A 24,908-nucleotide genomic window follows, 5' to 3' on the forward strand; every position below is an offset into this window, starting at 1 on the left:
CGCCTACGGCCGGCGCCAGGTGCGTCCGTCGCGGGCCAGCAGCTCGTGGGCCGACGCGGGCCCCCAGCTGCCCGGAGCGTAGGGCTCCGGCTGCTCGTCGAGGGAGGCCCAGTGCTCCTCGAACGGGTCGAGGATCTTCCAGGACAGCTCGACCTCCTCATGGCGGGGGAACAGCGGAGGCTCGCCGAGCAGCACATCCAGGATGAGCCGCTCGTAGGCCTCTGGACTGTCCTCCGTGAAGGCGTGGCCGTAGCCGAAGTCCATGGTCACGTCGCGGACCTCCATCTGGGTCCCCGGCACCTTGGAGGCGAAGCGGATCGTCGCGCCCTCATCGGGCTGGACGCGGATGACCACCGCGTTCTGGCCGAACTCGTGGTCGTCGTGGTCCAGGAACAGCAGATTGGGTGCCCTCTTGAAGATCACCGCGATCTCGGTGACCCGGCGCCCCAGTCGTTTGCCGGCACGCAGATAGAAGGGCACCCCGGCCCAGCGGCGGGTGTTGATGTCCAGCTTCAGCGCCGCGAACGTCTCGGTCCTGGACTCCGGGTTGAAGCCTTCCTCGTCCAGGAACCCGACGACCTTCTCGCCGCCCTGCCAGCCGGAGGCGTACTGCCCGCGGGCCGAGGCGGCGCCGAGGTCCTCGGGGAGAGTGACGGCGGCCAGCACCTTCTCCTTCTCCGCGCGCAGGTCGCGGGCGTCGAAGGAGATCGGCTCCTCCATGGCCGTGAGCGCCAGCAGCTGCAGCAGGTGGTTCTGGATGACGTCGCGGGCCGCGCCGACGCCGTCGTAGTAGCTGGCACGTCCGCCGATGCCGATGTCCTCGGCCATGGTGATCTGCACGTGGTCCACGTGCTGGGCGTTCCAGAGGGGTTCGAACAGCTGGTTGGCGAAGCGCAGGGCCAGCAGGTTCTGGACCGTCTCCTTGCCCAGGTAGTGGTCGATGCGGAACACCGAGTCTGAGGGGAAGACCTTCTCCACCACGCGGTTCAGCTCCCGGGCGGAGGCCAGGTCGTGGCCGAACGGCTTCTCGATGACCACTCGGCTCCACGGCGTGGAACGCCCGTTGCGGGCGGCCGTCTCCTCCTGGCGGGAGGCGAGGCCATGGGCGGAGAGCTTCTCACAGACCACGTCGAAGGAGTTCGGCGGGATCGACAGGTAGAAGGCGTGGTTGCCTCGGGTCCCGCGGGACTCCTGGACCTCCCGCAGCGTCTCGCCCAGGCGGGCGTAGGCGTCGTCGTCGTCGAATCCTGCGGCCGGGACGAACCGCAGCCCCGCGGAGAGCTGGTCCCACACCCGCTGGTCGAAGCTGGTGCGCGCCGAGGCCTTCACATGGTCGAGGACCTCGGCGGCGAACTGCTCGTGGGTCCAGTCTCGGCGGCCGAAGCCCACCAGGGAGAAGCTCGGCGGCAGCAGTCCTCGGTTGGCGAGGTCGTAGATCGCCGGCAGCAGCTTCTTCCGGGCCAGGTCACCGGTGACGCCGAACATCACCATGGCGCTGGGCCCGGCGATACGGTTCAGCCGCCTGTCGCGGACATCGCGCAGCGGATTGCCTCCGCGGGAGGTGCGGCTGCTGCGCGGGGTGCTCCGAAGGGTCGGATTCATGCGAGCTCTCTCTGTGTCTCTCCTGGTCAGGGCAGGATCTGGACCGTGGGTCAGGACAGGGCGTCGACGGCGTCGAGCACCTGCTGGAGCCCGGCGGCGCGGTCGGTCAGATGCAGCTGGAGCACCGGCATCCCGTGACCGGCCAGCACCTGGGCGTCACCGGCCGCCTGGGCGCCGATGAGCTTCTGCAGGGTGAACGGCCGGCCGGGGACCTCGAGGTCCTCGGCGGCGTCCGCAGTGATCTGCAGGAAGACGCCCACGTGGGGGCCGCCCTTGTGGAACTGGCCCGTGGAGTGCAGGAAGCGCGGCCCCCAGCCGAAGGTCACGGGTCGTCCGGTGTGGGCGGCGAACTGCGCGCGCACATCTTCCAGACGCGCCTCGGAGGTGCGGTCCAGGTACGCCATGACGGCCACATAGCCGTCCCCGGGCACCTGCGCGAGCAGGCCGCGCAGGGCGGAGCCCAGGTCCTCGCCGACCGGTGCTCCTCCGGCGGTACGGATCTCCACGGCACCGTCGGTCACGGCGTCGCCGGCTTCAGGCGCGGGGGAGTCCAGCAGACCGCGGGCCGCGGTCTTGGCGGACTCCACGTCAGGCTGGTCGAAGGGATTGATGCCCAGCAGTGCCCCGGCGACGGCGGTGGCGACCTCCCAGAGCACGAACTGCGCCCCCAGGCTCCCGCCGGTGCGCACGACATGCGGGGTGACGACGGTGTCCGCGGTGTCGCCGTCCACCGAGGAACCCTCCTCGGCGTCGGCGTCGACGATCTGCACCACGAGCACGTCGTCCAGCTCGCGGGTGAGCTCCGGCTCGCCGTCGGAGACGATCACCGGCAGCACGCCGGTGCCCTCCTTGCCGGTGGACTCGGCGATGAGCTGCTCGATCCATGCGCCCAGGCCCACCAGCGGGGAGCCGGCGTCGGTGATGACCAGCTTGTTGCGCAGCGGCTGGGTGCCGCCGATCGCGGAGCCGAGCTGCAGCCCCGGGTTGGCGTCGTCGTCGCCTGCCAGGACCGTGAAGGCCTCCTCGGCGTCGTCGAGGAGGGCCTCGATGTCGGCGCCGGCCAACCCGGAGGGGACGAGGCCGAAGGCGGTGAGGGCGGAGTAGCGACCCCCGACGGTGGGATCGGCCTCGAAGACCGCCCGCACCCCGTCGGCCGCCGCGGACTCGGCCAACGGGGAGCCGGGGTCAGTCACGACCACGGTGCGGGAGGCGGCGTCGATGCCGGCCGCGGCGAACGCCGCGGAGACGATCCGGCGCTGCGAGTCGGTCTCCACGGTGGAGCCGGACTTGGAGGAGACCACCAGCACGGTGCGCTCCACAGCCGTGCCGACGACGGCGGCCACGTGCTGCGGGTCGGTGGAGTCCAGTACGGTCAGCTCCACCCCCTCGGTGGCGCAGATGACTTCGGGGGCCAGCGACGATCCGCCCATGCCGGCCAGCACCACACGGTCGACTCCTTCGGCGGCGAGCTGGTCACGCAGCTCGGCGATGCGGGGGAGCAGCTCCCGGGAGTCGGCGAACAGGGACACCCAGCCGAGACGCTTCGAGGCCTCGTCCTCGGCGGCCGCACCCCAGAGGGTGTGGTCCTGGGCGGCCAGACGGCTGGCGAACTCGTGGTCGATCAGTCCAGGGACCTGGGCGTCCACGGCGTCGCGGGCGGCCCCGCGCAGGGTGAGGGAGAGCGAACTCATGGTGTGCATCCTTTCGAAGCGGAAGCTGCCGGACGGGTTCGGGGAGTGCCCTCGCCGGCGCGGGCCGCTGACGGGAGCCCCGGAACGGCCGACTCCGCGTCAGCGAGGGTCAGAGATGGAGCGGGGAATCAGGGGTGGAGCAGGAGGAGGCGCTGTGGCTGCGGCGCCGGGTCTCGTGGAGCAGAGGCTGGTCCGCGGCGAGCGGACGCCGTGGGGCGGGCCGGGGGACCGGCCCCGTGGCCCGGGAGACGCCGCGGTCTGCGGCGTCTCCCGGGCGTCCGGGGACGGTCGAGTCCGTGGGAGGGTCAGGCCACCACGCGACGCAGACCCGCGTCGATGGTGCCCAGCAGGCCTTCCCAGGACTGCACGAACTTGTCGAGCCCCTCGGTCTCGAGGGTGTCCACGACGTCGCGGTAGCTGATGCCGGCCGCGGCGATGCCGTCGAGGACCCGGTTGGACTCCACGTAGGTGTCGGTCATCGTGTCGCCCTCGACCACGCCGTGGTCGGCCAGCGCCATGAGGGTCTTCTCCGGCATGGTGTTGACCACGCCGGCGGCCACCAGCTCGGTCACGTACAGCGTGTCCGAGAGGTTGGGGTCCTTGGTGCCGGTGGAGGCCAGCAGCAGGCGCTGGGGGCGCGCGCCGCGATCCGCCAGCAGCTGCCAGCGCTCGGAGCTGAACGACTCGCCGGCGATCTGGTGGGCCAGCCGGGCATTGGCGAGTGCCGCGGCGCTGCGCAGCTTCTCAGTGCCCGGCTTGCCCTCCTCCGCAGCCAGCTCCAGACGCTTGTCCACCTCGGAGTCGACGCGCGAGACGAAGAAGGAGGCCACGGAGTGGATCGTCGAGATGTCCTTGCCCTCGGCGTGGGCCTTCTCCAGTCCGAGCATGAACGCGTTGATGACCGCGCGGTACCGCTCCAGGGAGAAGATCAGCGTGACGTTGACGCTGATGCCCTCGGCGAGCACTGCGGCGATCGCCTCGATGCCCTCCACCGTGGCGGGGATCTTGATCAGCACGTTCTCACGCCCGACCGCCTCCGCGAGCTCCTTGGCCTGCGCGATGGTGCCCTCGGTGTCGCGGGCGAGACGGGGGTCGACCTCGATCGAGACCCGGCCGTCCACGCCGTCGGTGCGCTCGTAGACGCCGGCGAAGACGTCGCAGGCCTGGCGCACATCGGCGGTGGTGATCTCGAAGACGGCCTTCTCCGCATCGGCGCCGGCGGCGGCGAGCTCGCTGAGCTGCTTCTCGTAGGCCTCGCCCTTGGCCAGAGCGTTCTCGAAGATCGTCGGGTTGGTGGTCACACCGACCACGTGGTGGCTCTCGATGAGCTCGGCCAGCGAGCCGGAGTCGAGACGCTCGCGGGAGAGGTCGTCCAGCCAGATGGAGACGCCCTGGTCGGAGAGCGCCTGGGTGTTCGGGTTCGTCATGGGTATGTCTCCTGATGACATGTCAGCGGGCGACGGCGTCGCCCTGGGGGTCGGAACTGCGGGGCGGCGGTCAGCGCGCGGCCGCGACGGACTCCTCGGCGGCCGCGGCGACGGCCTCGGAGGTGATGCCGAACTCGCGGTACAGGGTCTGATAGTCGGCGGAGGCGCCGAAGTGGTCGAGGCCGACCACGCGGCCGGCGTCGCCGACGAGCCGGTGCCAGCTCATCGGGTGCGCCGCCTCCACCGCCACACGGGCCTTCACCGAGGAGGGCAGGACCTGCTCCCGGTACGCGCCGTCCTGCTCTGCGAACCACTCCAGGCAGGGAGCGGAGACCACACGGGCGGCGACGCCCTTGGCGGCCAGCTGCTCGCGAGCCTCCACGGCCAGCGGCACCTCGGACCCCGTGCCGATCAGGATCACATCGGGGGTGACGGCCTGGCCATCCCTGACGGCCTCGGCGAGCACGTAGGCACCCCGGGCGGCCCCCTCGACCGAGCCGAAGGACTCCGCGGTCGCCGCACCCTCCCCGCGCTCGTAGGTGGGGATGCCCTGACGCGTCAGCGCCAGGCCGGCCGGACGGTCCCCGCGGCGCAGCACCTCGCGCCAGGCGACGACGACCTCGTTCGGGTCACCGGGACGGACCACGTCGAGTCCCGGGATCGCCCGCAGGGAGGCGAGCTGCTCCACCGGCTGGTGGGTCGGGCCGTCCTCACCGAGGCCGATGGAGTCGTGGGTCCACACGAAGATGGAGCCGATCCCCATCAGCGCCGCCAGGCGGATCGCCGGACGCTGATAGTCGGAGAAGATGAGGAAGGTGCCGTTGTAGGTGCGCAGCGGCGTCGAGAGCTGGATGCCGTTGGTGATGGCCGCTGCGGCGTGCTCCCGGACGCCGAAGTGCAGGTTCCGGCCGTAGGGGTTGCCGGAGAACTTCGAGGTGGATCGCTCCTCCGGAACGAAGGAGGGGGAGGCCGCGATCAGCGTGTTGTTGGACCCAGCCAGGTCTGCGGAGCCGCCCCAGAGCTCGGGCAGCACGTCGCCGACGGCGTTGAGGACCTTGCCGGAGGCGGCGCGGGTGGCCACGGCCTCGCCGGCCGGGAACTCGGGGAGGCTCTCCTCCCAGCCCTCGGGCAGCTCGCCGGCGGTCAGGCGGTCCAGCAGCGCGGCGGCCTCGGGGTTGGCCTGACGCCAGGCCTGGTAGGACTGGTCCCACTCGGCGTGGGCGGCGGCCCCGCGGTCCACCACCTGGCGGGCGTGGGCGAGGACCTCGTCGTCGACGGCGAAGTGTGCCTCGGGGTCGACGCCGAGGACCGTCTTCAGCGCGGCCAGCTCGTCGCCGCCGAGCTTGGCGCCGTGGATGCCGCCGGTGTTCTGCTTGGTGGGGGCCGGCCAGCCGATGATGGTGCGCAGGCTGATCAGCGAGGGCTTGTCGGTGGTCGCCTTCGCCTCGGCGATGGCACGCTCGAGCTCGGCCACGTCCTCGACGTAGTCGCCGGTCTTCAGCCAGTCGACCCGCTGGACGTGCCAGCCGTAGGCCTCGTAGCGGGCCGAGACGTCCTCGGTGAAGGCGATGTCCGTGTCGTCCTCGATGGAGATCTTGTTGTCGTCGTAGATGACGACGAGGTTGCCCAGCTGCTGGTGGCCTGCGAGCGAGGAGGCCTCGGAGGTGACGCCCTCCTGCAGGTCGCCGTCGGAGGCGATGACCCACACGGTGTGGTCGAAGGGGCTCCCGCCCGGAGCGGCGTCGGGGTCCAGCAGACCCCGCATGCGGCGCTGGCCGTAGGCGAAGCCGACGGCGGAGGCGAGCCCCTGGCCCAGCGGGCCGGTGGTGATCTCCACACCGTCGGTGTGGCCGTACTCGGGGTGCCCCGGGGTCAGCGAGTCCCAGGTGCGCAGGGCCTTGATGTCGTCCAGCTCCAGGCCGTAGCCGGAGAAGAACAGCTGGAGGTAGAGAGTCAGCGACGTGTGCCCCGGAGAGAGGATGAACCGGTCACGACCGATCCAGGTGGGATCCTTCGGGTCATGCCTCATGACCTTCTGGAAGAGCAGATAGGCGGCGGGAGCCAGCGACATGGCCGTACCGGGGTGGCCGGAGCCGACCTTCTCGACGGCGTCGGCGGCCAGCACGCGCAGGGTGTCGACGGCCCGCTCGTCGAGATCGCTGAAGACGGCGGAGTCGTTCACGGCTGTTTCGGTCACTGAGGTTCCTCCAAGGTTTTGACGGATGACAACGAGGCTGCACATCGTCGTGCCGCGCGTGTCCAGACTACCGGGGTCGAGCATATGTGTCTCGCATCATGTGGGGATTGCCGTTTGCTCACGCGAGCGCATGGGTGAGGTGAGAAGGGGTGGGTGGGTGCTCCGATCGCGCGTCTGGCCAGGCGAGACGAGGACTTCCGCGGATTCTCGGGAATCTCCATGGGGGTGAGGGCAATGGGAATGCGGTTTCCGATTTCTTCGCCAGGGGGCGTCATCGGAGGGAACATGCTCAGATGAGCGGCGCACATGAGCGTGCAGAAGGGTCAGTCGAGACCGAGCGCGAGGGACACCAGCTCCAGGGAGCGGTGTCGGATCACCAGGTCGGACTGCTCCGCCAGGGCAGGCTTGGCGCAGAAGGCGACGCCGACGCCGGCGGCGGCGACCATGTCCAGGTCGTTGGCGCCGTCGCCCACGGCCACCACGGAGGAGGCGTCGACGCCGTCCTCGGCGGCCCAGCGGAGCAGACGGTCCCGCTTCGCCGCACGATCCACCACGGCGCCGGCCACACGACCGGTCAGGCGGCCGGCCTCGATCTCCAAGGTGTTGGCGTCGGCGCGGTCCAGGCCCAGCCGATGCGCCAGGGGGTCCAGGACCTGGACGAATCCTCCGGAGACCGCGCAGGCCGTCCAGCCGCGACGCTGGAATCCGGAGATGAGCCGTTCGGCGCCGCAGGTGGGGGAGACCGCGTCGACAGTGGAGTCGATGACCGACAGCGGCAGGTCCTGGAGCGCGGCGACCCGCTCGTGGAGCGAGGCCGCGAAGTCCAGCTCTCCGCGCATCGCCCGCTCCGTGACCTGGGCGACCTCCTGCTCACGGCCGGCATGCCGGGCGAGCAGCTCGATGACCTCCTGGTCGATGAGGGTGGAGTCCACGTCCATGAGCAGCATCCGCGGACCCGGCGGGCGCATGGCCGCCGGAAGGACGGTGGTGGTCACCGCGGCCGCGCCGTCGAGGCCCTCCTCGCCGAGGCCCTCGGCCTCCAGCAGGTCACCGATGCGGTCCGCGACGTCCTGCAGCAGGGCGATCAGCAGCTGCGTGCCGTACGAGTCGTCGGCGTCATCCAACGTCACCGACCAGCGGGCCACCTCGACCTCGCCGTCACCGGCGGCGTCCCGCACGGCCACCGTGCGGGACTCGACGCTGTGCACGGCCCCGCGGCGCTCCAGCTCCGCAGTGAGCGAGCGCAGCAGCGGCACGTCGAGGCGCCGGGCGGCGATCATCGCGACGGTGCCGGGCGGCAGATCCGGAGAGGCGGGAGCCTCGGTGGAAGGTGCTGACGAGGGGCTGGGAGACACGCGGCCGGAGGAAGCAGTCATAGTGCGACCAGGGTATCGGGCTTCGATAGTCTGGGGCTCATGAGTCTTGTCCTCGACATCCAGGGCGTCAGTGTGCGCCGCGGCCGGAAGCATCTGCTCGACGACGTCACGTGGACCGTGGGAGAGGACGAGCGTTGGGTGGTGCTCGGCCCCAACGGTGCGGGCAAGACCACTCTGCTGCAGATCGCCGCGGCGCGTCTCCACCCCACCCAGGGGCAGGTGGGCATCCTGGACGAGCGTCTCGGTGCGGTCGACGTCTTCGAGCTGCGGCCGCGCATCGGCCTGTGCTCCAACGCCCTGGCCTCCACGATGCCGACCCGGGAGAAGGCCCTGGACATGGTCGTCACCGCCGCCTACGGGGTGACGGGCCGCTGGCGCGAGGAGTACGAGCGCCTGGACGAGCGCCGCGCCTTCGAGCTGCTCAACACCTGGGGAGTGGGCACCGTCTTCGACCGCCCCTTCGCCACCCTGAGCGAGGGGGAGCGCAAGAGGGTGCAGATCGCCCGGGCATTGATGACCGACCCGGAGCTGCTGCTGCTCGACGAGCCGGGAGCAGGGCTGGACCTCGCCGGGCGGGAGTCGCTGGTGCACCGCACCGCCGAGCTCGTGGCCTCCGAGGATGCTCCCACCACGGTGCTGGTCACCCATCACCTGGAGGAGATCCCTCCGGGCTTCACCCACGTGCTGCTGCTCCGCGACGGCCGGTCGGTCGCCCAGGGGCCGATCGACGAGGTGCTGACCTCGGAGAACCTGTCGACCACCTTCGACATGCCGCTGGAGCTCCACACCCGCAACGGGCGCTTCTCGGCGTTCGCCGCCTCCCGTTGACGTGGGCGTGGACATCTTCGGGCTGGGCCTGGACCAGGTCCTGATCATCGCGCTGGCCGCCGTCTGGGCCGGGGCGATCAACACCGTCGTCGGCTCCGGGACCCTGGTGACCTTCCCCGTGCTGGTGGCCATGGGCTTTCCCCCGGTGACGGCGACGATCTCCAACGCCATGGGGCTCATCGCCGGGAACATCACCGGCACCTGGGGCTATCGACGGGAGATCGCTCAGGTCGGTGGGACGCTGCTGCGTCTGGTGCCGGTCTCGCTGCTCGGTGGCGTGGTCGGTGCCCTGCTGCTGCTGACCCTGCCCGAGGAGGTCTTCGAGACCGTCGCCCCGGCGCTCATCGTGGTCGCGCTGTTCTTCGTGATCTTCCAGCCGCGGCTGCAGCGCTGGGTCCGGGCCCGCAAGGCCGCCGAACAGGAGCGCCGCACCGAGATCGCCGTGCAGAACGGGGAGGCTCCGCCGCCTGAGCGGCCCGAGGTGGGCCCGCTGCTGATCGCCCTGGTGTTCTTCGCCGGCGTCTACGGCGGGTACTTCGTCGCGGCCCAGGGCGTGCTGCTGGTCGGCATCCTGGGGGTCTTCCTGGCCGCGACCCTGCAGCAGGCCAACGCGGTCAAGAACGCCCTGGTCCTCACCGTGAACCTCACCGCCGCGGTGAGCTACCTGTTCCTGGCCATCGACCGGATCGAGTGGATCGTGGTCGCGATCATCGCCGTGGGCTCCACCATCGGCGGCTTCGCCGGAGCCTGGGTCGGGCGGCGGATGAAGCCGCTGGTGCTGCGCCTGGTGATCGTCACCCTGGGCGTGGTGGCCCTGGTCGTCATGATCCGCAACCTGCTGGGCGCATGAGCGGCGGCGTCTCCGGGCCCGAGCGCGACGCTGTGGCGTCGGTCCCCAATCCGATCGTGGTGCTGGACTCCGCCGATGATCCGCGGGCCACGGACTACCGGTCCCTGACCGACGCGGCGCTGCGGCGCCGCCAGGACATCGCCCACGGAATGTACATGGCGGAGTCCAGCCAGGTGGTGCGCCGGGCGGTCGACGCCGGGCACCGGCCACGGTCCTTCTTCATGGAGCACCGTCACTTGGCCGGTCTCGCCGACGTCGTCGCCCGCTGGCCGCAGGCGCCCGTGTACCTGGGGGAGCAGCAGGTCCTGCAGGACATCACCGGATTCCATCTGCACCGTGGCGCGCTCGCAGCGATGCATCGGCCGGCCGAGCTGCGTCTGGACGAGGTGCTGGACGGCATCGATGCGGATCAGAAGGACGCGCGCCTGCGAGTCGGGATCCTGGAGGATCTGACCGACCACACGAACGTCGGGGCCGTGTTCCGCTCGGCGGCGGCGCTGGGCGTGGATGCGGTGCTGCTCTCCCCGGCGTGTGCCGACCCGCTGTACCGGCGGGCGATCCGGGTCTCGATGGGGGCGGTGTTCCAGATGCCGTGGACCCGGGTCCACCCGTGGCCGGACGGCCTGGCGTCCCTGCAGGCCGCCGGCTTCGTGGTGGCCGGACTCTCGCTGGGGGAGGGCTCGGTGCCGCTGGACGACCTGGTGGCTCAGGACCACAGTCGGCTCGCCCTGGTGCTGGGCAATGAGGGAGACGGGCTGCGGGAGGAGACCGAGCGGCGTCTGGACGCGCGGGTGACGATCCCCATGATGCGCGGCGTGGACTCCCTCAACGTGGCCGCCGCCTCCGCCGTGGCGTTCTATTCGACCCGGTGACCCGCTGTTCGACCCGGTGATCCGCTGTTCGACCCGGTGACGTGCGCGGCGCGGAGGCGTCGTGGTCAGACTGTGGTCGGACTGTGGTGAGACTGCGGTCAGACTGCGCCGAGGCGCAGCCACCGTCCCTCGGAGACGACGTCGACGTCGCCGTCCACCACGCGGATCGCGGTGTCGTCATCGATCGCGTAGGCCCCTCCCGTGAGAGTCTCGGCCCATTCCGCGGCCTTCTCTGCCGTCTGATGGTCCCATCCCGGGTAGTCCAGATGGGGGAAGAGGGAGAAGTCCACGAACCCGAGCGTCTGATCGTCGCCGCGCGGCTCGGGCCAGGTCACGAAGCGCTCGCCGATCCGCGGCGTCATCACCATGCTGCCCGCACTCATCCCCACCCAGACGGTCTCTGACAGCTCGGGCAGGACCTCGGCGAGCCCGGAGGTCCTCATCCAGTGGCACAGGTACATCGTGTCACCGCCGGCGGCCAGCAGGACATCGGCCTCCTGGACCCAGCCCAGCCAGCGCTCACGGGCGATGCTGGGCAGCGCCGTCAGCTCCAGGACGCCGACGGAGCCCCACCGTGCGTCGATGAGACCTCGGCCCGCCGGACCCTGTCCGGCGATGCCCTGCCAGGTCATCTGCGGCGTGCACGACGGATGGCCATGCATCGCAGTGGGGATGTACAGCGCCCGGCTCTCGTCGGTCGGTCGGCCCAGCACGTCGGTGAGCGCGGACCGGATGGTCGCGTTGGTGATGCCTCCGGAGGTCAGCAGCAGCTTCATCAGGTCCTCCAGGGTCTCTCAAGGGATGGCTCCGTGATCTGATCCTGCCAGAGGGCACGGCGGCGGGGGAGTGCTGGACGTCCGCGCTCCGGCTCACAGGCTCATGGGTCCATGACCTGTGCCACACTGGTGCGCATGCGCATCGCACTGACAGGGTCCTCAGGCAAGCTCGGATCTGTGGTGGCCCGCGAGCTCCGTGCCGCAGGCCACCGGGTGGTCGGGCTCGATCGCGTCGGGGAGCGCGATCCTGACTTCGTCCAGATCGACCTGATGAACTACGGCGAGGTCGTCGACGCCCTGACCTCCGTCAACGACACACACGACGGAGTGGACGCGCTGGTGCACCTCGGCGCCATCCCCGCTCCGGGGCTCGCGCCCGACGTCGCCACCTTCCACAACAACATGCTCGCCACGTTCAACGTGTTCTGGGCGGCGACGAAGCTGGGGATCACGCGCATCGTGCATGCGTCCAGTGAGACCGTGCTGGGCCTGCCGTTCGACGTGCCCCCGCCCTACATCCCGGTGGACGAGGAGTACCCGGCGCGCCCCGAGTCGGTCTACTCGCTGGTGAAGCACCTCGAGGAGCAGATGGCGATCGAGCTCGTCCGGTGGAATCCGCAGGTGTCCATCACGGCCCTGCGCTTCTCCAACGTGATGTGGCCCGAGGACTACGCCGCGTTCCCCTTCGATGAGGATCCGCGGCAGCGCAAGTGGAACCTGTGGAGCTACATCGACGCCCGTGACGGCGCGCAGGCCGTCGAGAGGGCGTTGCAGTCCGCACCTGCCGGCTTCGACCGTTTCATCATCGCCGCCGCGGACACCGTCACCACGCGCAGCAACGCCGACCTCGTGGCCGACGTGTTCCCCGACGTGCCGATCCGCGGCGACCTCGGTGAGCACGACACGATGCTCTCCATCGCCAAGGCACGCCGTCTGCTCGGCTTCGAGCCACGGCACACCTGGCGCCCATGACCCGTGGCGACACGATCGTCGTCGGGGCCGGCGTCGCCGGTCTCACCGCAGCCCGGCTGCTCGCCCGGGCCGGGCGGTCCGTCATCGTGCTGGAGGCCCGGGACCGCATCGGTGGGCGGGTGCACACCGCCCACGGGCTCGACCTCGGGGCCAGCTGGATCCACGGGGTGGACGACAACCCGGTGGCCGCGGCCGCGGCGGCACTCGGCATGCCGATGATTGAGTTCACGGTGGGCGGGTACCAGGTGGACGGCCGCCCGATCGCGTACTTCGGGCCCGACGGCGCGCGTCTGCCGGTCGAGGAGGTGCGGGCCTTCGCGGCGGACGTGCATGCGATCGACCGGGAGCTCCTGCCGTTGATCGAATCCTCCGGCCCGGCCGACTCGTACCACGACGTCACCGAGGCCGCCCTCGCTGCCCAGGCGTGGCCCCCTGATCGCGCCCAGAGGGTCCGCGAGCATCTCGCGCACCGCAGCGAGGAGCAGTACGGCGTCGGGATCGAGGAGCTCGCCGCGCACGGACTCGACGACGATGAGATCATCGGCGACGAGGTGATCTTCCCCGGCGGCTATGCCGCGCTGCCGGCGCATCTCGCCTCCGGACTCGACGTCCGCCTGAAGCATCCGGTCTCGCGGCTCGTCTGGGGCGGCGACGGCGTCGTCGCCGAGACCGACCGGGGCAGGTTCGCCGCGGACGCCGCGGTCCTGACCGTTCCTGTCGGTGTGCTGAGGTCCGACCTGCTCCGGGTGGAGCCCCCGCTGCCCGAGCCGGTCTCCACAGCCCTCGGGCGCCTGGAGATGAACGCCTTCGAGAAGATCATCCTGCGCTTCCCGCACCGGTTCTGGGACGAGGAGGCCTATGCCCTGCGACAGCTGGGACCCGCAGGGCACTGGTGGCACTCCTGGTATGACCTCACCCGGCTGGACGGCGTGCCCACCCTGCTGACCTTCGCCGCCGGACCGGCCGCGCAGGCCATCCGCTCCTGGAGCGAGGAGGAGGTCGCCGAGTCCGTGCTGAATCAGCTGCGACGGCTGCATCCGGACGTCCCCGCTCCCACCGAGGTGCACGTCACCCAATGGAGCGAGGATCCGTTCGCCCAAGGGTCCTACGCCTATCTGCCGGTCGGGTCCCGACCGGAGGACCATGACACCCTCGCGACTCCGGTCGGCGGTGTGCTGCACCTCGCCGGCGAGGCGACCTGGAGCGATGATCCAGCGACCGTCACCGCGGCCCTGTGCTCCGGTCACCGCGCGGCCGAGAACGTGCTGGGCCGCCCGATCCCGATCTGCGAGACGTGGGCGGGCGCGGGCGGCGGGGCCGCCGCAGAGCAGGAGACGGGGGCCTGAGGGTGCCCGGAGGAATCGGGCCAGGGGAGTTGGGTCGGCGGACCGGTCTGGGATAGCATGGTGTGCTGGTCCGCAGAGGGCCCCCTGATCCACGAGCTTCTGGCAAAACCCAGCGGCAGACACGAAGGACATCCGAACCATGAAGTCTGACATCCACCCCACCTACGGGCCGGTCATCTTCCACGACCTCTCCTCCGGCGAGAAGGTCCTGACCCGCTCGACGGCCACCTCCGAGAAGACCATGGAGTGGGAGGACGGCAACACCTACCCGGTCATCGACGTCGAGATCTCCGCGGCCTCGCACCCGTTCTACACCGGCAAGCAGCGGATCATGGACTCCGCCGGTCGCGTGGACAAGTTCAACAAGCGCTTCAAGGGCTTCGGCGGCAGCAAGTGACATGGCGCCGCCGCCCCTGACGATCCGTCGGGGGCAGCACGGACGAGGGCCGCGGCATCTGCCGCGGCCCTCGTCGTGTCTGCGGGCGCACGACCGGCCCGTGCACCGTCGCAGGCCCCTCAGGAGTGCTGTCTCGTGCACCGGCTGTGCCCAGCGTCAGTAGGATGGAGGCCGTGACGAGCGAACAGCAGAGCAGCGCAGGTCAGGCATCCGCAGGTCAGGCGTCTGGAGGTCCGGCGTCCAGTGTCCCTGCGCCGGCGGCAGGCCCGGTGGATCCCACCGCGTCCACCACCCGGCACGGAGAGTACAAGGTCGTCGGCGGCAAGCTGGTGGTGGTCGATCTGACGGTCGACGAGGAGGCCGGGCGCATCGCCGCGGCCTCGGTCAACGGTGACTTCTTCCTGGAGCCCGACGAGGCGCTCGAGGACCTGAACCGCTCGCTGGTCGGGCTCGACGTCGGCTCGACCCGTGAGACCATCGCCCGCGCCGTGGAGGCCGGGCTGCCCGTGGATGCGCAGATGGTCGGATTCGACGCCGACGCGGTCGGCGTCGCGGTCCGGCGGGCGCTCGGGCACGCCACCACCTGGACCGACCACGAGTGGGAGATCCTGCCGTCGGTGGCGCTGCCGATCGCGGTCAACGTGGCTCTGGATCAGGTCCTCACCGAGGAGGTCGGACGCGGTGCCCGCCCGCCGCTGCTGCGGCTGTGGGACTGGAACGAACGTGCCGTGGTCATCGGCTCCTTCCAGTCGCTGGCCAATGAGGTCGACGCCGAAGCGGCCCGCGCCACGGAGACCACCGTGGTGCGTCGCATCTCCGGAGGCGGCGCGATGTTCATGGAGCCCGGCAACTGCGTGACCTATTCCCTGTGCTTCCCGCAGTCCCTGGTCGACGGCATGAGCTTCGCGGACTCCTATCCGTTCCTGGACTCCTGGGTCATGGAGGCGCTGCGAGAGATCGGCGTGGAGGCAGCCTACAAGCCGCTCAACGACATCGTGTCCGCCGCCGAGGGCGAGGGACAGGGGCGGAAGATCGGCGGGGCCGCTCAGAAGCGTCTCGCCAACGGTGGGATGCTGCACCACGTCACCATGAGCTATGACATCGACGCGGCGAAGATGCTCCAGGTCCTGCGCATCGGCCGGGAGAAGATCTCCGACAAGGGCATCGCCTCGGCGGTCAAGCGGGTGGACCCGCTGCGCAGCCAGACAGGACGCAGCCGCCTGGAGATCTTCGAGACGTTCATGGAGGTCTTCGGCCGCCGCTACGGCGCGCGCACCGCGGAGATCCGTGAGCACGAACTGGCTCGCGCGCATCAGCTCGTGGACGAGAAGTTCAGCACCGAGGCATGGACGGCGCGAGTGCCCTGATCGGCTCGGCCCGCACACCGCGGCTCCCAGTGAGAGGCAGGTCACTCGATTGGTGGAGCGCCTGGAGGCCGTGCTAGAGTCTCATGTCGTTGCCGCAAGGCATTCACCCCCTGCGCGGGTGGCGGAATAGGTAGACGCGCTAGCTTGAGGTGCTAGTCCTCTATTAATGAGGGTGCGGGTTCAAGTCCCGCTCCGCGCACGACTCGAGACCCCGGTCTGATCAGGCGAGATCCTGACCAGACCGGGGTCTTTCGTCATCCAGGCCAGCGGCCCGTCCTCGGCGTGACCGGTGGCTCACAGGGAGGTGGTCAGACGCCGCGGCACCAGCGATCAGCAGGTCGACCGGCGTCACGTCCCGGCCGTCGTGGGAATCCCTGGACGCATGCCTCGACCTCGCGCGGCGCGTCCCCCGACCCCCGCTCAGCCGGCGGAGAGCATCCGGCGCAGGTCCGCGGTGTCCTGGTGGTCCACTGCCTCGCAGATCCGTAGTCCCGCTGCGAGGTGCGCCTCGGCCTCGGTGACCCGGCCGGTGAGACGGCACGTCTCGGACAGCCCGCGGTGGGCCCGCAGCTCCTCCTCCCAGGCGACGCCGGCGTGTTCCAGGGCGGCCCGGTGGTGCTCCTCGGACGCGGTGAGTCGGCCCAGGTCACGGAATACCTCCGCCAGACCGTTGTGAGCGGTGGCGAGGCCCAGAGACACCTGGTGGGCCTCGGCGAGATCGAGTGCGTCGCGGATCTGCCGCACCGCTTCCTCGGTCCGGCCCTGCTGCCACAGGGCGGTCCCGCGCCAGGCCAACGTGGCAGAGGCCTTGGGCCACCTGCCGAGCCGCTGGGACAGCTCCAGCGCCTCCTCGGCGGCGTGCAGTGCGCCCTGGGGATCGCGCCGTGCCACCTGCACCGCGGTCATCTCGTTCTGGGGGCCCAGACGGTACCGGGGTCGGTCGGCGGGCTCGGCCTGCTCGGCGAGGGCCAATGCCTCCTGGAGGAGGGGCATCGCCAGATGGGATCTCCCGGTCCACCGGCGCATGGTGGCCAGGTTCGTCAGCGGGTGGATCACCGTCGGGAGCTTCAGCCGGCGGTAGATGCCGATGGACTCCTGGAGATGATGCACCGCCTTCCCCAGGTCGCGCTCTGCGGCATAGGCGCCGGCGAGGAAGTTTCGGGAGGCTGCGGACCTCTCGTCGTCCTCGATCCGCTCGGCGATCTCCAGGGAGGCCCGCAGGTGCTCCCGCGCCACGGATGGCCGCCCGCGGCGCAGCGCCAGGATGCCCAGGTTGTGCTGGGCCGTATCCTCCCCGGAGGGGCTCCCCTGGGCCTGGGCGGCGCGCAGCGCGGCCCGGTGCAGGCGTTCCATCTCATCGTGACGATGATGCTCGTCCAGGTGACGACGCAGCAGGGCGGAGAGCTGCGGCGCGAAGTCCAGGGGGCCGTGCGCGGCCGCACGTTCGGCGGTGGCCAGCAGCGTCTCGAGGGTGCAGTCCAGCCAGCGCGCAGCCGAGGCGCGATCGTTGAAGAGCGGAGCCACCGTGCGGGGATCCTGATGATCGACCGGAGTGACCATCGCCTGCGCTGACCGGGCGGTCCTGAGCTGCTGCTCGCAGTACGCGGCGAACGCCTCGCCGAGGGGTCGGCCCCCGTCCTGGACTGCTGCGAGTTCGCGGGCATAGTCGCGGACCAGGTCGTGGAGCATCAGCCGCCGCGGTGGCAGCCTGTCGACCAGATGTGCGCGCACCAGCGAGTCCACCGCACGGGCGGCGGCTCGCCGTTCCAACCCCGTGACGACGCGGACGCTCCGCAGGTCATGGCTGTGCCCCGGCAGATCGCCCAGACGGCGCAGCACCAGGTGCGCATCGTCGTCGAGCCGGTGGACCGACCGGGCGAGGACCTCCCGCAATGACCCGCTGCCGGAACGGCGGGAGAGTGCGCCCAGGCGGCCGTCGGGCGCGCGCAGTTCCGCGAGGAGGTCCTGCAGCCGGTCTGCTGCCTGATCACGGACGAGGTCAGCGGCGAGCCGCACGGCCAGTGGGATGCCGCCGCACGCCTCGGCGACCTCCGTCAAGGTGTCCGGTGAGAGGGCGGCCGCGTCGCCGCCGAGCTCCTCGGTGAGGAGATGCCGCGACTCGGCCGTCGGCAGGGGCCTCACGGGCACGCGGAGAGCGCCGTCGGTGACGGCGAGTCCGGACAACGCATCTCTGCTGGTGATCACCACCTGACAGTGGTCCGTGCCGGGGAGCAGGGGACGGACCTGATCTGCCGTCGCCGCGTCGTCGAGCAGGATCAGCATCCGACGTCCCGCGACCCTGGACCTGAACATGGCGGCCCGTTCTGCCGTCGACTCGGGCAGCTCCCTGGAGTCCAGGCCCAACGCACGGAGAAACCCGCCGAGCACGCGTTCCGGGGGCAGCGGAGCGTCCGGGCCGAAGCCGCCCAGTGCGGCGTAGAGCTGACCGTCAGGGAAGGTGTTCACTGCTGTGTGCGCCCAGTGCAGGGCCAGGGTCGTCTTCCCGACTCCGCCGCCGCCGGTGAAGGCGATGACCCCTGCCCGTGAACGGACGGCGTGATCCACCAGAGCCAACTCGTCCGTCCTGCCGCAGAGCCGGGCCGGGGGACCCGGCAGCTCCGAAGGCCTGCTGACCTGCTGGATCTGCACGTGCGCCTCGGGCGGGTCGGCGACGCCGTCGGCGGCTCCGGAAACAGCCTCTCCGGCCTGATGCGGCGCAGGGGCGACGCCGCTGAGGTCCCGGCCGTCGAGCACATCCTGTTCCAGGCGGCGCAGGCGGACGCCGGGCTCCACGCCGAGCTCCTCGGCCAGGGTGCGCCGGGCGTTCCGGTAGGTGGCCAGCGCATCGGCGCGGCGGCCCGTCAGCGCCTGCCCGAGCATCTGGATCTCATAGAGGCGTTCCCGCAGCGGATGCTCCCGCAGCAGCGCCGGGAGCTCCGCCGTCACCGCGTCGGTGCGCCCGCGCACGATCTCCGTGTGGTGCAGATCCTCCAGAGCGCAGAGCCGCAGCTCCTCCAGGCGCTCCGCCTCCCCGGTCAGCAGCGGATGGTCCAGCCCCTGGTAGGGGCGTCCCGTCCACAGGTCCAGGGAGGTGCGCAGCAGGTCCACGGCACGGGCCGGATCTGAGGCCATCACCTGGTGGGCCTCCCGCATGAGCCGACGGAAACGGTCCGAGTCCAGGTCGCAGCCCTGCGCCGCAAGGCAATAGCTTCCGCCTTCCGCCGTGATGGCGACGCCTGGGCCCAGCGCGCGCCGCAGGCGGTGCACATGGGTCTGCATGCGGTGGGTGGTTCGGGAGTCGGTGAGTCCGCCCCACAGCGCATCGATGATCTCGTCCACGGACACCGGCCGGCCGGCGTGGACGAGCAGCAGCCCCAGGAGCAGCCCCTGCAGGCCGGTCGGCGTCCAGGAGGGGCCGTCGGGCCGACGCACCTGCACGGGCCCCAGGACGTCGAACACCACCACCGGAGATCTCCACCTCACGAGCCGACCATCGGGATGACAGCACCATACCTTCTGCCGGACGCACGACGACGCGGGCGATAGGGTGGTGCCATGACTGACGCACTCGACCCCGCAGCCCTCGCTGAGCAGGACGTCGTCGACTTCTGCCGGGACCTGATCCGCCTCGACACGACCAACTGGGGCAACGGCCGCTCCTACGGGGAGCGGGCGGCCGCCGAGTACTGCGCCGAGATCATGCGGCGTGCAGGACTCGAGCCGCAGATCTTCGAGTCGGCGCCGGGTCGGGCCTCCGTGGTGGCGCGACTGGCCGGGACCGACCCTGAGGCCGGGGCCCTCGTCGTCCACGGCCACCTCGACGTCGTCCCCGCCCAGGCGGAGGACTGGCAGGTGGACCCCTTCGCCGCCGAGGTCGTCGACGGCATGATCTGGGGCCGCGGCGCGGTCGACATGAAGGACATGGACGCCATGATCCTGGCCGCCATGCTCCGCATGCACCGCGAGGGCCACCGGCCCGTGCGGGACATCATCTTCGCCTTCTTCGCCGACGAAGAGGACAACGGCACCTACGGAGCCGGATGGCTGGTGGAGAACCACCCGGAGATCTTCGCCGGCGCCACCGAGGCGATCAGCGAGGTCGGCGGGTTCTCCACCGAGATCGCCGGCACCCGGGCCTACCTCATCCAGACCGGAGAGAAGGGTCTCCACTGGACGAAGATGATCGCCTCCGGCACCGCCGGACACGGTTCGGCCGTCCAGCACGACAACCCCGTGGTCACCCTGGGGGAGGCGGTGGCCCGCATCGGCGCCCACGAATGGCCGATCGAGTACACCAAGACGACCCGGGCGCTGATGGAGCAGCTCTCCGAGCTCACCGGCATCCCCTTCGACGAGGAGGACCCCTCGGCGCTGCTGGAGGCCACCGGCAGCACGGCCAAGTTCATCGCCGCCACGCTCCAGAACACCTCCAACCCCACAGCCCTCGACGCCGGCTACAAGCACAACGTCGTGCCTGGGACGGCCGAGGCCCTCGTGGACGCCAGGACCCTGCCCGAGCAGGACGAGAAGGTCGCGGCGACGCTGCAGGAGCTGGCCGGAGAGAAGGTGCGGTTCGAGCTGCAGAAGGGCGGGCCCTCCCTGGAGGTCCCGTTCTCCGGGGTGCTGGTGGAGGACATGGTCGCCTCCCTGCGCGCCGAGGACCCCGACGGCGTCGTGCTGCCCTACATGCTGGGCGGCGGCACCGACAACAAGCATCTCTCGGCACTGGGCATCGCCGGCTACGGCTTCGCGCCGCTGCAGCTGCCGGCCGAGCTCGACTTCACCGGCATGTTCCACGGAGTCGATGAACGGGTGCCGGTGGACTCGCTGATCTTCGGCGTCCGGGTCCTGCACCGGTTCCTCGCCGCGCAGTGAGGGCACAGGACATGACGATGGCCACCCACCCCGACGCCGCCGTGCGTGACCGCGTCGCGGCCGTCCTGACCCCCGAGCTGCTGGCACGGATCCACGAGCGCGCCGCCGGCTACGACGAGCGCAACGAGTTCTGCCACGAAGACCTCGCGGAGCTCATGGACGTCGGATACCTCCGCGCTCTGGTGCCCGAAGCCGACGGGGGCCTCGGCTGGGACCTGCCCACGCTGGTCGCCGCTCAACGGCTGCTGGCCGCGCATGCGCCGGCCACAGCGCTCGCGGTCAACATGCATCATGTCTGGGTCGCCGTGGCCCGGCAGATGACCGCGAGCGGCCATGGGGAGTTCCACCCGGTGCTCCGGGAGTCGGCAGCAGGGGAGATCTTCGCCTTCGGGATCTCGGAACCGGGCAACGACGCGGTGCTCTTCGACTCAGCGACCGAGGCCCGGGTGGACCAGGACGGCGCAGTGAGCTTCACCGGCACGAAGATCTTCACCACGCTGGCGCCCGTGTGGACTCGCCTGGGGCTGTTCGGCAGAGACGTCGAGGGCGGTGATGCGCCGTTGATCTTCGGCTTCCTCGAGCGGGAGGCGCCGGGCTGGCGGAGCCTGGACGACTGGGACACCCTCGGCATGCGGGCCACGCAGTCCCAGACCACGGTCCTGGAAGGTGCCCGGGTGCCCGCACACAGGATCGTGCGGCGTCTTCCCGAGGGGCCGAACCGGGATCCGCTGGTGTTCGCGATCTTCTCGTCCTTCCTGGGGCTGCTCTCGGCGGTGTACACAGGGCTGGGGGACCGTGCTCTGCAGCTGGCCGCCCGACTGGCGGAGGACCGGAGGAGCCGCATTACGGGGGAGTCGCTGAGCCAGGACCCGGACATCCGATACCGGCTGGCCGAGGCCCAGCTGCAGCAGCTGGGGTTGGACGCTCAGCTGCGTCAGCTCTCCCGCGAGATCGAGGACAGGGTCGAGCATGGTGACCTGTGGTTCCCGCGGCTGGTGGCTCTGCGCACCACGGCGACCCGTACGGCTCGAGCGGCGGTGGACGCCGCGCTCCACGTCAGCGGCGGAGGCCAGTATCGCCGGGGGAGCGAGCTGAGTCGGCTGTATCGTGACGTGCTGGCGGGGGTGCACCATCCGTCAGACGACGAGTCCGCGCATCGGACGCTGGCGACGTCGTTGCTGGGGCCCCTCGACGGCTGACCCGCCGGTGTCCGCGCCGCGGCCTCAGAGTGTGGCCCGGACCTTCATGATGCGGCGCCGCAGCCAGTACTTCCGGACGCCGCCGGTGTAGATGCGGCTGCGCCGCAGCTCCCACTTGCCGTACTCGGCGTGGTCCGCCAGGCGCCGCCGGACCTCCTTCAGAGACTCCCGGGGCTGGCAGGTGATCACCAGGTACTCCCAGTTCGGGCCAGAGGCGTTGTCGGTGGTGTAGCGGGCGGCTGCGGGGGACGGGATCGCGGAGAACTGCTGAGACATTCCGGCCGATCACGCTCGCTCTCTGATGTGCGACTGAAGGCGATGTCAGCGCGGCATCGCCTCTGCGATTGAGTGCACCTTAGCACCTGGTCACATCCGTGTCGTCAAGGGTGTGCCGATCATGTCCCGAATCTCTCCGAGAGGTCTTACCGAAACCCTCGGGCGTTGGTACCGTGTGGGCTATGAACATGGATCCCCGCGTCGCACTGAGCACGCTGACGAACGCTCTCGAAGAGCATCTCTCTGCTTCACTCAACCGCCGCGGCGAGGAGGACCCGGCGGTGGAGTCGGCCTTCTACGGGGTGGCCGACGCCTTCGAGGCCTATGAGGACGCCCTCTTCGCGGCCACCGGGGAGGTCACGCCCCTGGACCTCTATGACGAGGACGATGACTCCGACGACGTTCTGGACGAGGACGACGAGGACGATGACCTCGAGGAGTCGCTCGACGACGATGACGACGATGAGGACGACGACTTCGACGACGAGGGCGGACCCGACGACGAGCCTCGGCAGTAGCCCGACCGGGGGCACGTCCCGAGGCGGTTCGCGCGGGGCCGTGGGGGATCTCACCCGACGTCGTGGTCAGGCAGGACGCCCAGGATGATCTAAGCTCAGCCTGTGCAGTGGATAGAAGCGATCATCCTGGGGCTGGTCCAGGGCCTCACCGAGTTCCTCCCGGTGTCCTCGTCGGCACATCTGCGCATCGTGGGGGAGTTCCTCCCCGGCGCGGCCGATCCCGGGGCGGCTTTCACCGCGATCACTCAGCTCGGCACCGAGACCGCGGTGCTCGTGTACTTCTGGCGCGACATCGTGCGCATCCTGCGGGCGTGGTTCGCCGCGCTGGCCGGACGGCTCTCCCACCGCGACCCCGACGTCCGGATGGGGTGGCTCATCATCGTGGGCACCATCCCGATCGTGGTGCTCGGGCTGCTCTTCGAAGAGCTGATCGACACCACCTTCCGCACGCTGTGGCTGGTCGCCACCATGCTGATCGTCTTCGGCGTGCTGCTGGCCGTGGCGGACGCCTACGGCCGACAGCGCAAACCGCTGGCTGAGCTCTCCATCCGCGACGGTGTGCTCTTCGGCTTCGCGCAGGCGCTGGCACTGATCCCGGGCGTGTCCCGCTCCGGCGGTACGATCACCGCCGGGCTGCTCATGGGCTACACCCGTGAGGCCGCCGCCCGCTACTCCTTCCTGCTGGCCGTGCCCGCGGTCTTCGGCTCGGGGCTGTACAAGCTCGTCGGGTCCCTCGGCGAGCAGCAGGGCCCGTACTCGATGGCGCAGACGATGGTCTCCACCGTGGTCGGGTTCTTCGTGGCCTATGTGATCATCGGGTGGTTCCTGCGCTACGTGTCCACGAACTCGTACACGCTGTTCGTTAACTACCGCATCATCGTGGGGCTGATCGTCTTCGTGCTGCTGGGCCTGGGCATCATCCACGCCTGACCCGTGATCGTCGGCATGCCCAGGGCGGAAATACCCTGGCCAGAGCCGACGTTGTCCACTGACCGGACTGCCCGTGCAGAAAGGACCCCGCCGCGTGAAACCCTGGACCTCCCCGGCCGTGCCGCCCCTCCCACCGCTGCCGGAGGCCCTGCAGCTGCACGACACCGCCGGTGGCGCCGCCGTCGACGTCGTCGCGCGGGACGGGATCGGGTCGCTCTACGTCTGCGGGATCACCCCGTACGACGCCACACATCTGGGACATGCGAACACCTACGTCCAGTTCGACCTGCTGGTCCGCTATTGGCGGGCCTGCGGACTGGACGTGCGGTACGTGCAGAACGTCACCGACATCGACGACCCGCTGCTGGAGCGAGCCCGGGACACCGGCGTGGACTGGCAGGCGCTGGCCGAGGAGCAGACCGAGCTCTTCCGCACCGACATGGAGGCCCTCGACGTCGTCGCCCCGGACGTCTACCTGGGCGCCGTGGAGTCCATTCCCGACGTCGTCGCCGACGTGGAGTCGCTGGTGGCCCTCGGCGTGGGGTACGCCGTCGTCGTCCCGGCCGAGGAGCTGCCTGCCGGAGTGGACCATGGCGAGGACGTCTACTTCGACATCGCCGCGGCGGAGGCTCGCACCGACTGGCGCCTCGGCAGCATCGGCGCCTATGACCGCGCCACCATGGAGCAGCTCTTCCCGACGCGCGGCGGGGATCCGCAGCGGGCCGGGAAGCGCGATCCTCTGGATCCGCTGCTGTGGCGTGCCCGCCGGCGGGACGAGCCGTGGTGGGAGGGTGGTTCGCTCGGCGACGGTCGTCCCGGCTGGCACATCGAGTGCTCGGTGATCGCGCGGCGTCATCTCCCGGCCCCGTTCACGGTCCAGGGAGGAGGGTCGGACCTGCGCTTCCCGCACCACGAGTTCTCCGCGGCCCATGCCACGGCGGCCGACGGCGTCCCCCTGGCCGAGACCTATGTGCACACCGGCATGGTGGGCCTGGACGGCGAGAAGATGTCCAAGTCGCGCGGGAACCTGGTGCTCGTCTCGAAGCTCCGGGAGCAGGGGGTGGATCCGCGGCTGATCCGCATCGCGCTGCTGGGCCAGCACTGGCGCCATGATTGGAGCTGGACCGAGGAGCACCTCGAGCAGGCCCGTGCCCGGCTCACCCGCTGGGAGGAGGCGCTGCGCCGTGCTCCCGCCGTGCATGAGGGTCCGGCGGACACCGCAGAAGACCTGCAGTATGCCCTGCATGCGGCACTGTCGCTGAACCTCAACGGCCCTGCCGCGCTCGACCAGGTCGACCAGTGGGCTGCCGGGCACATCGCCGGCGGCACCGGGCAGGACCGGGTGCGCGCCGTCGTCGAGTCGATGCTGGGCATCCGACTCGGCTGACGCGGGAGCCGGCCCGACGGGC

At 70.5% G+C, this 24,908-nt stretch carries 20 protein-coding genes and 1 tRNA gene; 13 read left to right on the top strand and 8 right to left on the bottom strand.

The features are described from left to right. Positions 1–3: 3 nt before the first annotated feature. From zwf to serB, 5 genes are all read right to left on the bottom strand, one after another. A complete protein-coding gene (zwf, locus tag Q7C18_RS03085) occupies positions 4–1,602 on the bottom strand; it encodes a glucose-6-phosphate dehydrogenase (protein WP_070158775.1) in 1,599 nt (532 codons plus the stop codon). A gap of 50 nt (positions 1,603–1,652) precedes the next feature. Next, positions 1,653–3,293 (bottom strand): glucose-6-phosphate isomerase, encoded by a 1,641-nt coding sequence (locus Q7C18_RS03090; protein WP_311024131.1) that lies wholly within the window; start codon positions 3,291–3,293, stop codon positions 1,653–1,655. Positions 3,294–3,598: 305 nt separating this feature from the next. Beyond that, on the bottom strand, positions 3,599–4,720 hold the full coding sequence (gene tal, locus Q7C18_RS03095) for a transaldolase (protein ID WP_311024132.1): 1,122 nt from the start codon (positions 4,718–4,720) through the stop codon (positions 3,599–3,601). Between the two features lie 70 nt (positions 4,721–4,790). Further along, the gene (gene tkt / locus Q7C18_RS03100) at positions 4,791–6,917 is read right to left on the bottom strand and encodes a transketolase (protein ID WP_311024134.1); all 2,127 of its coding nucleotides are present in this window, start codon (positions 6,915–6,917) and stop codon (positions 4,791–4,793) included. A 323-nt stretch (positions 6,918–7,240) separates the two neighbouring features. Further along, positions 7,241–8,293: a phosphoserine phosphatase SerB gene (gene serB, locus Q7C18_RS03105; protein WP_237089891.1), complete on the bottom strand. Its 1,053-nt coding sequence runs from the start codon at positions 8,291–8,293 to the stop codon at positions 7,241–7,243. 39 nt (positions 8,294–8,332) lie between these two features. Between serB and Q7C18_RS03110 the strand changes: the two genes are divergently transcribed. Genes Q7C18_RS03110 through Q7C18_RS03120 form a run of 3 tightly spaced genes read left to right on the top strand, consistent with a single transcriptional unit; the run spans position 8,333 to position 10,843 of the window. After that, positions 8,333–9,121, top strand: a complete 789-nt coding sequence (locus Q7C18_RS03110) for an ABC transporter ATP-binding protein (protein ID WP_311024136.1) — start codon at positions 8,333–8,335, stop codon at positions 9,119–9,121. 7 nt (positions 9,122–9,128) lie between these two features. Beyond that, positions 9,129–9,971 carry a sulfite exporter TauE/SafE family protein gene (locus tag Q7C18_RS03115; RefSeq protein ID WP_311024436.1) on the top strand — a complete coding sequence of 281 codons (843 nt, stop codon included), beginning with the start codon at positions 9,129–9,131 and terminating at the stop codon, positions 9,969–9,971. Beyond that, the gene (locus Q7C18_RS03120; protein WP_311024138.1) at positions 9,968–10,843 is read left to right on the top strand and encodes an RNA methyltransferase; all 876 of its coding nucleotides are present in this window, start codon (positions 9,968–9,970) and stop codon (positions 10,841–10,843) included. The genes Q7C18_RS03115 and Q7C18_RS03120 overlap by 4 nt, the downstream gene beginning before the upstream one ends. Positions 10,844–10,941: 98 nt before the next feature. Here Q7C18_RS03120 and Q7C18_RS03125 read toward each other — a convergent pair whose 3' ends face one another. Then, positions 10,942–11,619, bottom strand: a complete 678-nt coding sequence (locus Q7C18_RS03125; protein ID WP_070158777.1) for a Type 1 glutamine amidotransferase-like domain-containing protein — start codon at positions 11,617–11,619, stop codon at positions 10,942–10,944. A 135-nt stretch (positions 11,620–11,754) separates the two neighbouring features. Here Q7C18_RS03125 and Q7C18_RS03130 point away from each other — a divergent pair, with 135 nt between their 5' ends. From Q7C18_RS03130 to Q7C18_RS03150, 5 genes are all read left to right on the top strand, one after another. Next, positions 11,755–12,591 carry an NAD(P)-dependent oxidoreductase gene (locus tag Q7C18_RS03130; RefSeq protein WP_070158796.1) on the top strand — a complete coding sequence of 279 codons (837 nt, stop codon included), beginning with the start codon at positions 11,755–11,757 and terminating at the stop codon, positions 12,589–12,591. Continuing rightward, positions 12,588–13,937: an FAD-dependent oxidoreductase gene (locus Q7C18_RS03135; protein WP_311024140.1), complete on the top strand. Its 1,350-nt coding sequence runs from the start codon at positions 12,588–12,590 to the stop codon at positions 13,935–13,937. The genes Q7C18_RS03130 and Q7C18_RS03135 overlap by 4 nt, the downstream gene beginning before the upstream one ends. Before the next feature lie 139 nt (positions 13,938–14,076). Beyond that, a complete protein-coding gene (locus tag Q7C18_RS03140; protein WP_070158779.1) occupies positions 14,077–14,334 on the top strand; it encodes a type B 50S ribosomal protein L31 in 258 nt (85 codons plus the stop codon). Between the two features lie 269 nt (positions 14,335–14,603). Next, on the top strand, positions 14,604–15,701 hold the full coding sequence (locus Q7C18_RS03145; RefSeq protein ID WP_311024141.1) for a biotin/lipoate A/B protein ligase family protein: 1,098 nt from the start codon (positions 14,604–14,606) through the stop codon (positions 15,699–15,701). A gap of 112 nt (positions 15,702–15,813) precedes the next feature. Then, positions 15,814–15,900, top strand: a tRNA-Leu gene (locus tag Q7C18_RS03150). A gap of 221 nt (positions 15,901–16,121) precedes the next feature. Here the strand turns inward: Q7C18_RS03150 and Q7C18_RS03155 are convergent. Then, a complete protein-coding gene (locus tag Q7C18_RS03155) occupies positions 16,122–19,184 on the bottom strand; it encodes a BTAD domain-containing putative transcriptional regulator (RefSeq protein WP_311024143.1) in 3,063 nt (1,020 codons plus the stop codon). Between the two features lie 72 nt (positions 19,185–19,256). On the opposite strand from Q7C18_RS03155, the gene Q7C18_RS03160 reads away from it, so the two are divergent. Both Q7C18_RS03160 and Q7C18_RS03165 read left to right on the top strand, forming a co-directional pair. Then, positions 19,257–20,576 carry a M20/M25/M40 family metallo-hydrolase gene (locus tag Q7C18_RS03160; protein WP_311024145.1) on the top strand — a complete coding sequence of 440 codons (1,320 nt, stop codon included), beginning with the start codon at positions 19,257–19,259 and terminating at the stop codon, positions 20,574–20,576. 17 nt (positions 20,577–20,593) lie between these two features. After that, positions 20,594–21,775 carry an acyl-CoA dehydrogenase family protein gene (locus tag Q7C18_RS03165; protein ID WP_311024147.1) on the top strand — a complete coding sequence of 394 codons (1,182 nt, stop codon included), beginning with the start codon at positions 20,594–20,596 and terminating at the stop codon, positions 21,773–21,775. Positions 21,776–21,799: 24 nt separating this feature from the next. On the opposite strand, the gene Q7C18_RS03170 is transcribed toward Q7C18_RS03165, so the two are convergent. Then, entirely contained in the window at positions 21,800–22,051 is a 252-nt protein-coding gene (locus Q7C18_RS03170) for a DUF5703 family protein (RefSeq protein ID WP_237089889.1), read from the bottom strand. A gap of 182 nt (positions 22,052–22,233) precedes the next feature. Between Q7C18_RS03170 and Q7C18_RS03175 the strand changes: the two genes are divergently transcribed. From Q7C18_RS03175 to mshC, 3 genes are all read left to right on the top strand, one after another. Then, complete coding sequence (locus tag Q7C18_RS03175; protein ID WP_070158782.1) at positions 22,234–22,569, top strand: primosomal protein; 336 nt, start codon at positions 22,234–22,236, stop codon at positions 22,567–22,569. Positions 22,570–22,671: 102 nt separating this feature from the next. After that, positions 22,672–23,499 (top strand): undecaprenyl-diphosphate phosphatase, encoded by an 828-nt coding sequence (locus Q7C18_RS03180; RefSeq protein ID WP_070158783.1) that lies wholly within the window; start codon positions 22,672–22,674, stop codon positions 23,497–23,499. Positions 23,500–23,593: 94 nt separating this feature from the next. Beyond that, on the top strand, positions 23,594–24,886 hold the full coding sequence (gene mshC, locus Q7C18_RS03185) for a cysteine--1-D-myo-inosityl 2-amino-2-deoxy-alpha-D-glucopyranoside ligase (protein ID WP_311024149.1): 1,293 nt from the start codon (positions 23,594–23,596) through the stop codon (positions 24,884–24,886). Positions 24,887–24,908 lie beyond the last annotated feature (22 nt).

This window comes from Nesterenkonia sp. CL21, assembly GCF_031705515.1.
In the GTDB taxonomy this organism is placed as follows: Bacteria; Actinomycetota; Actinomycetes; order Actinomycetales; family Micrococcaceae; genus Nesterenkonia; species Nesterenkonia aethiopica.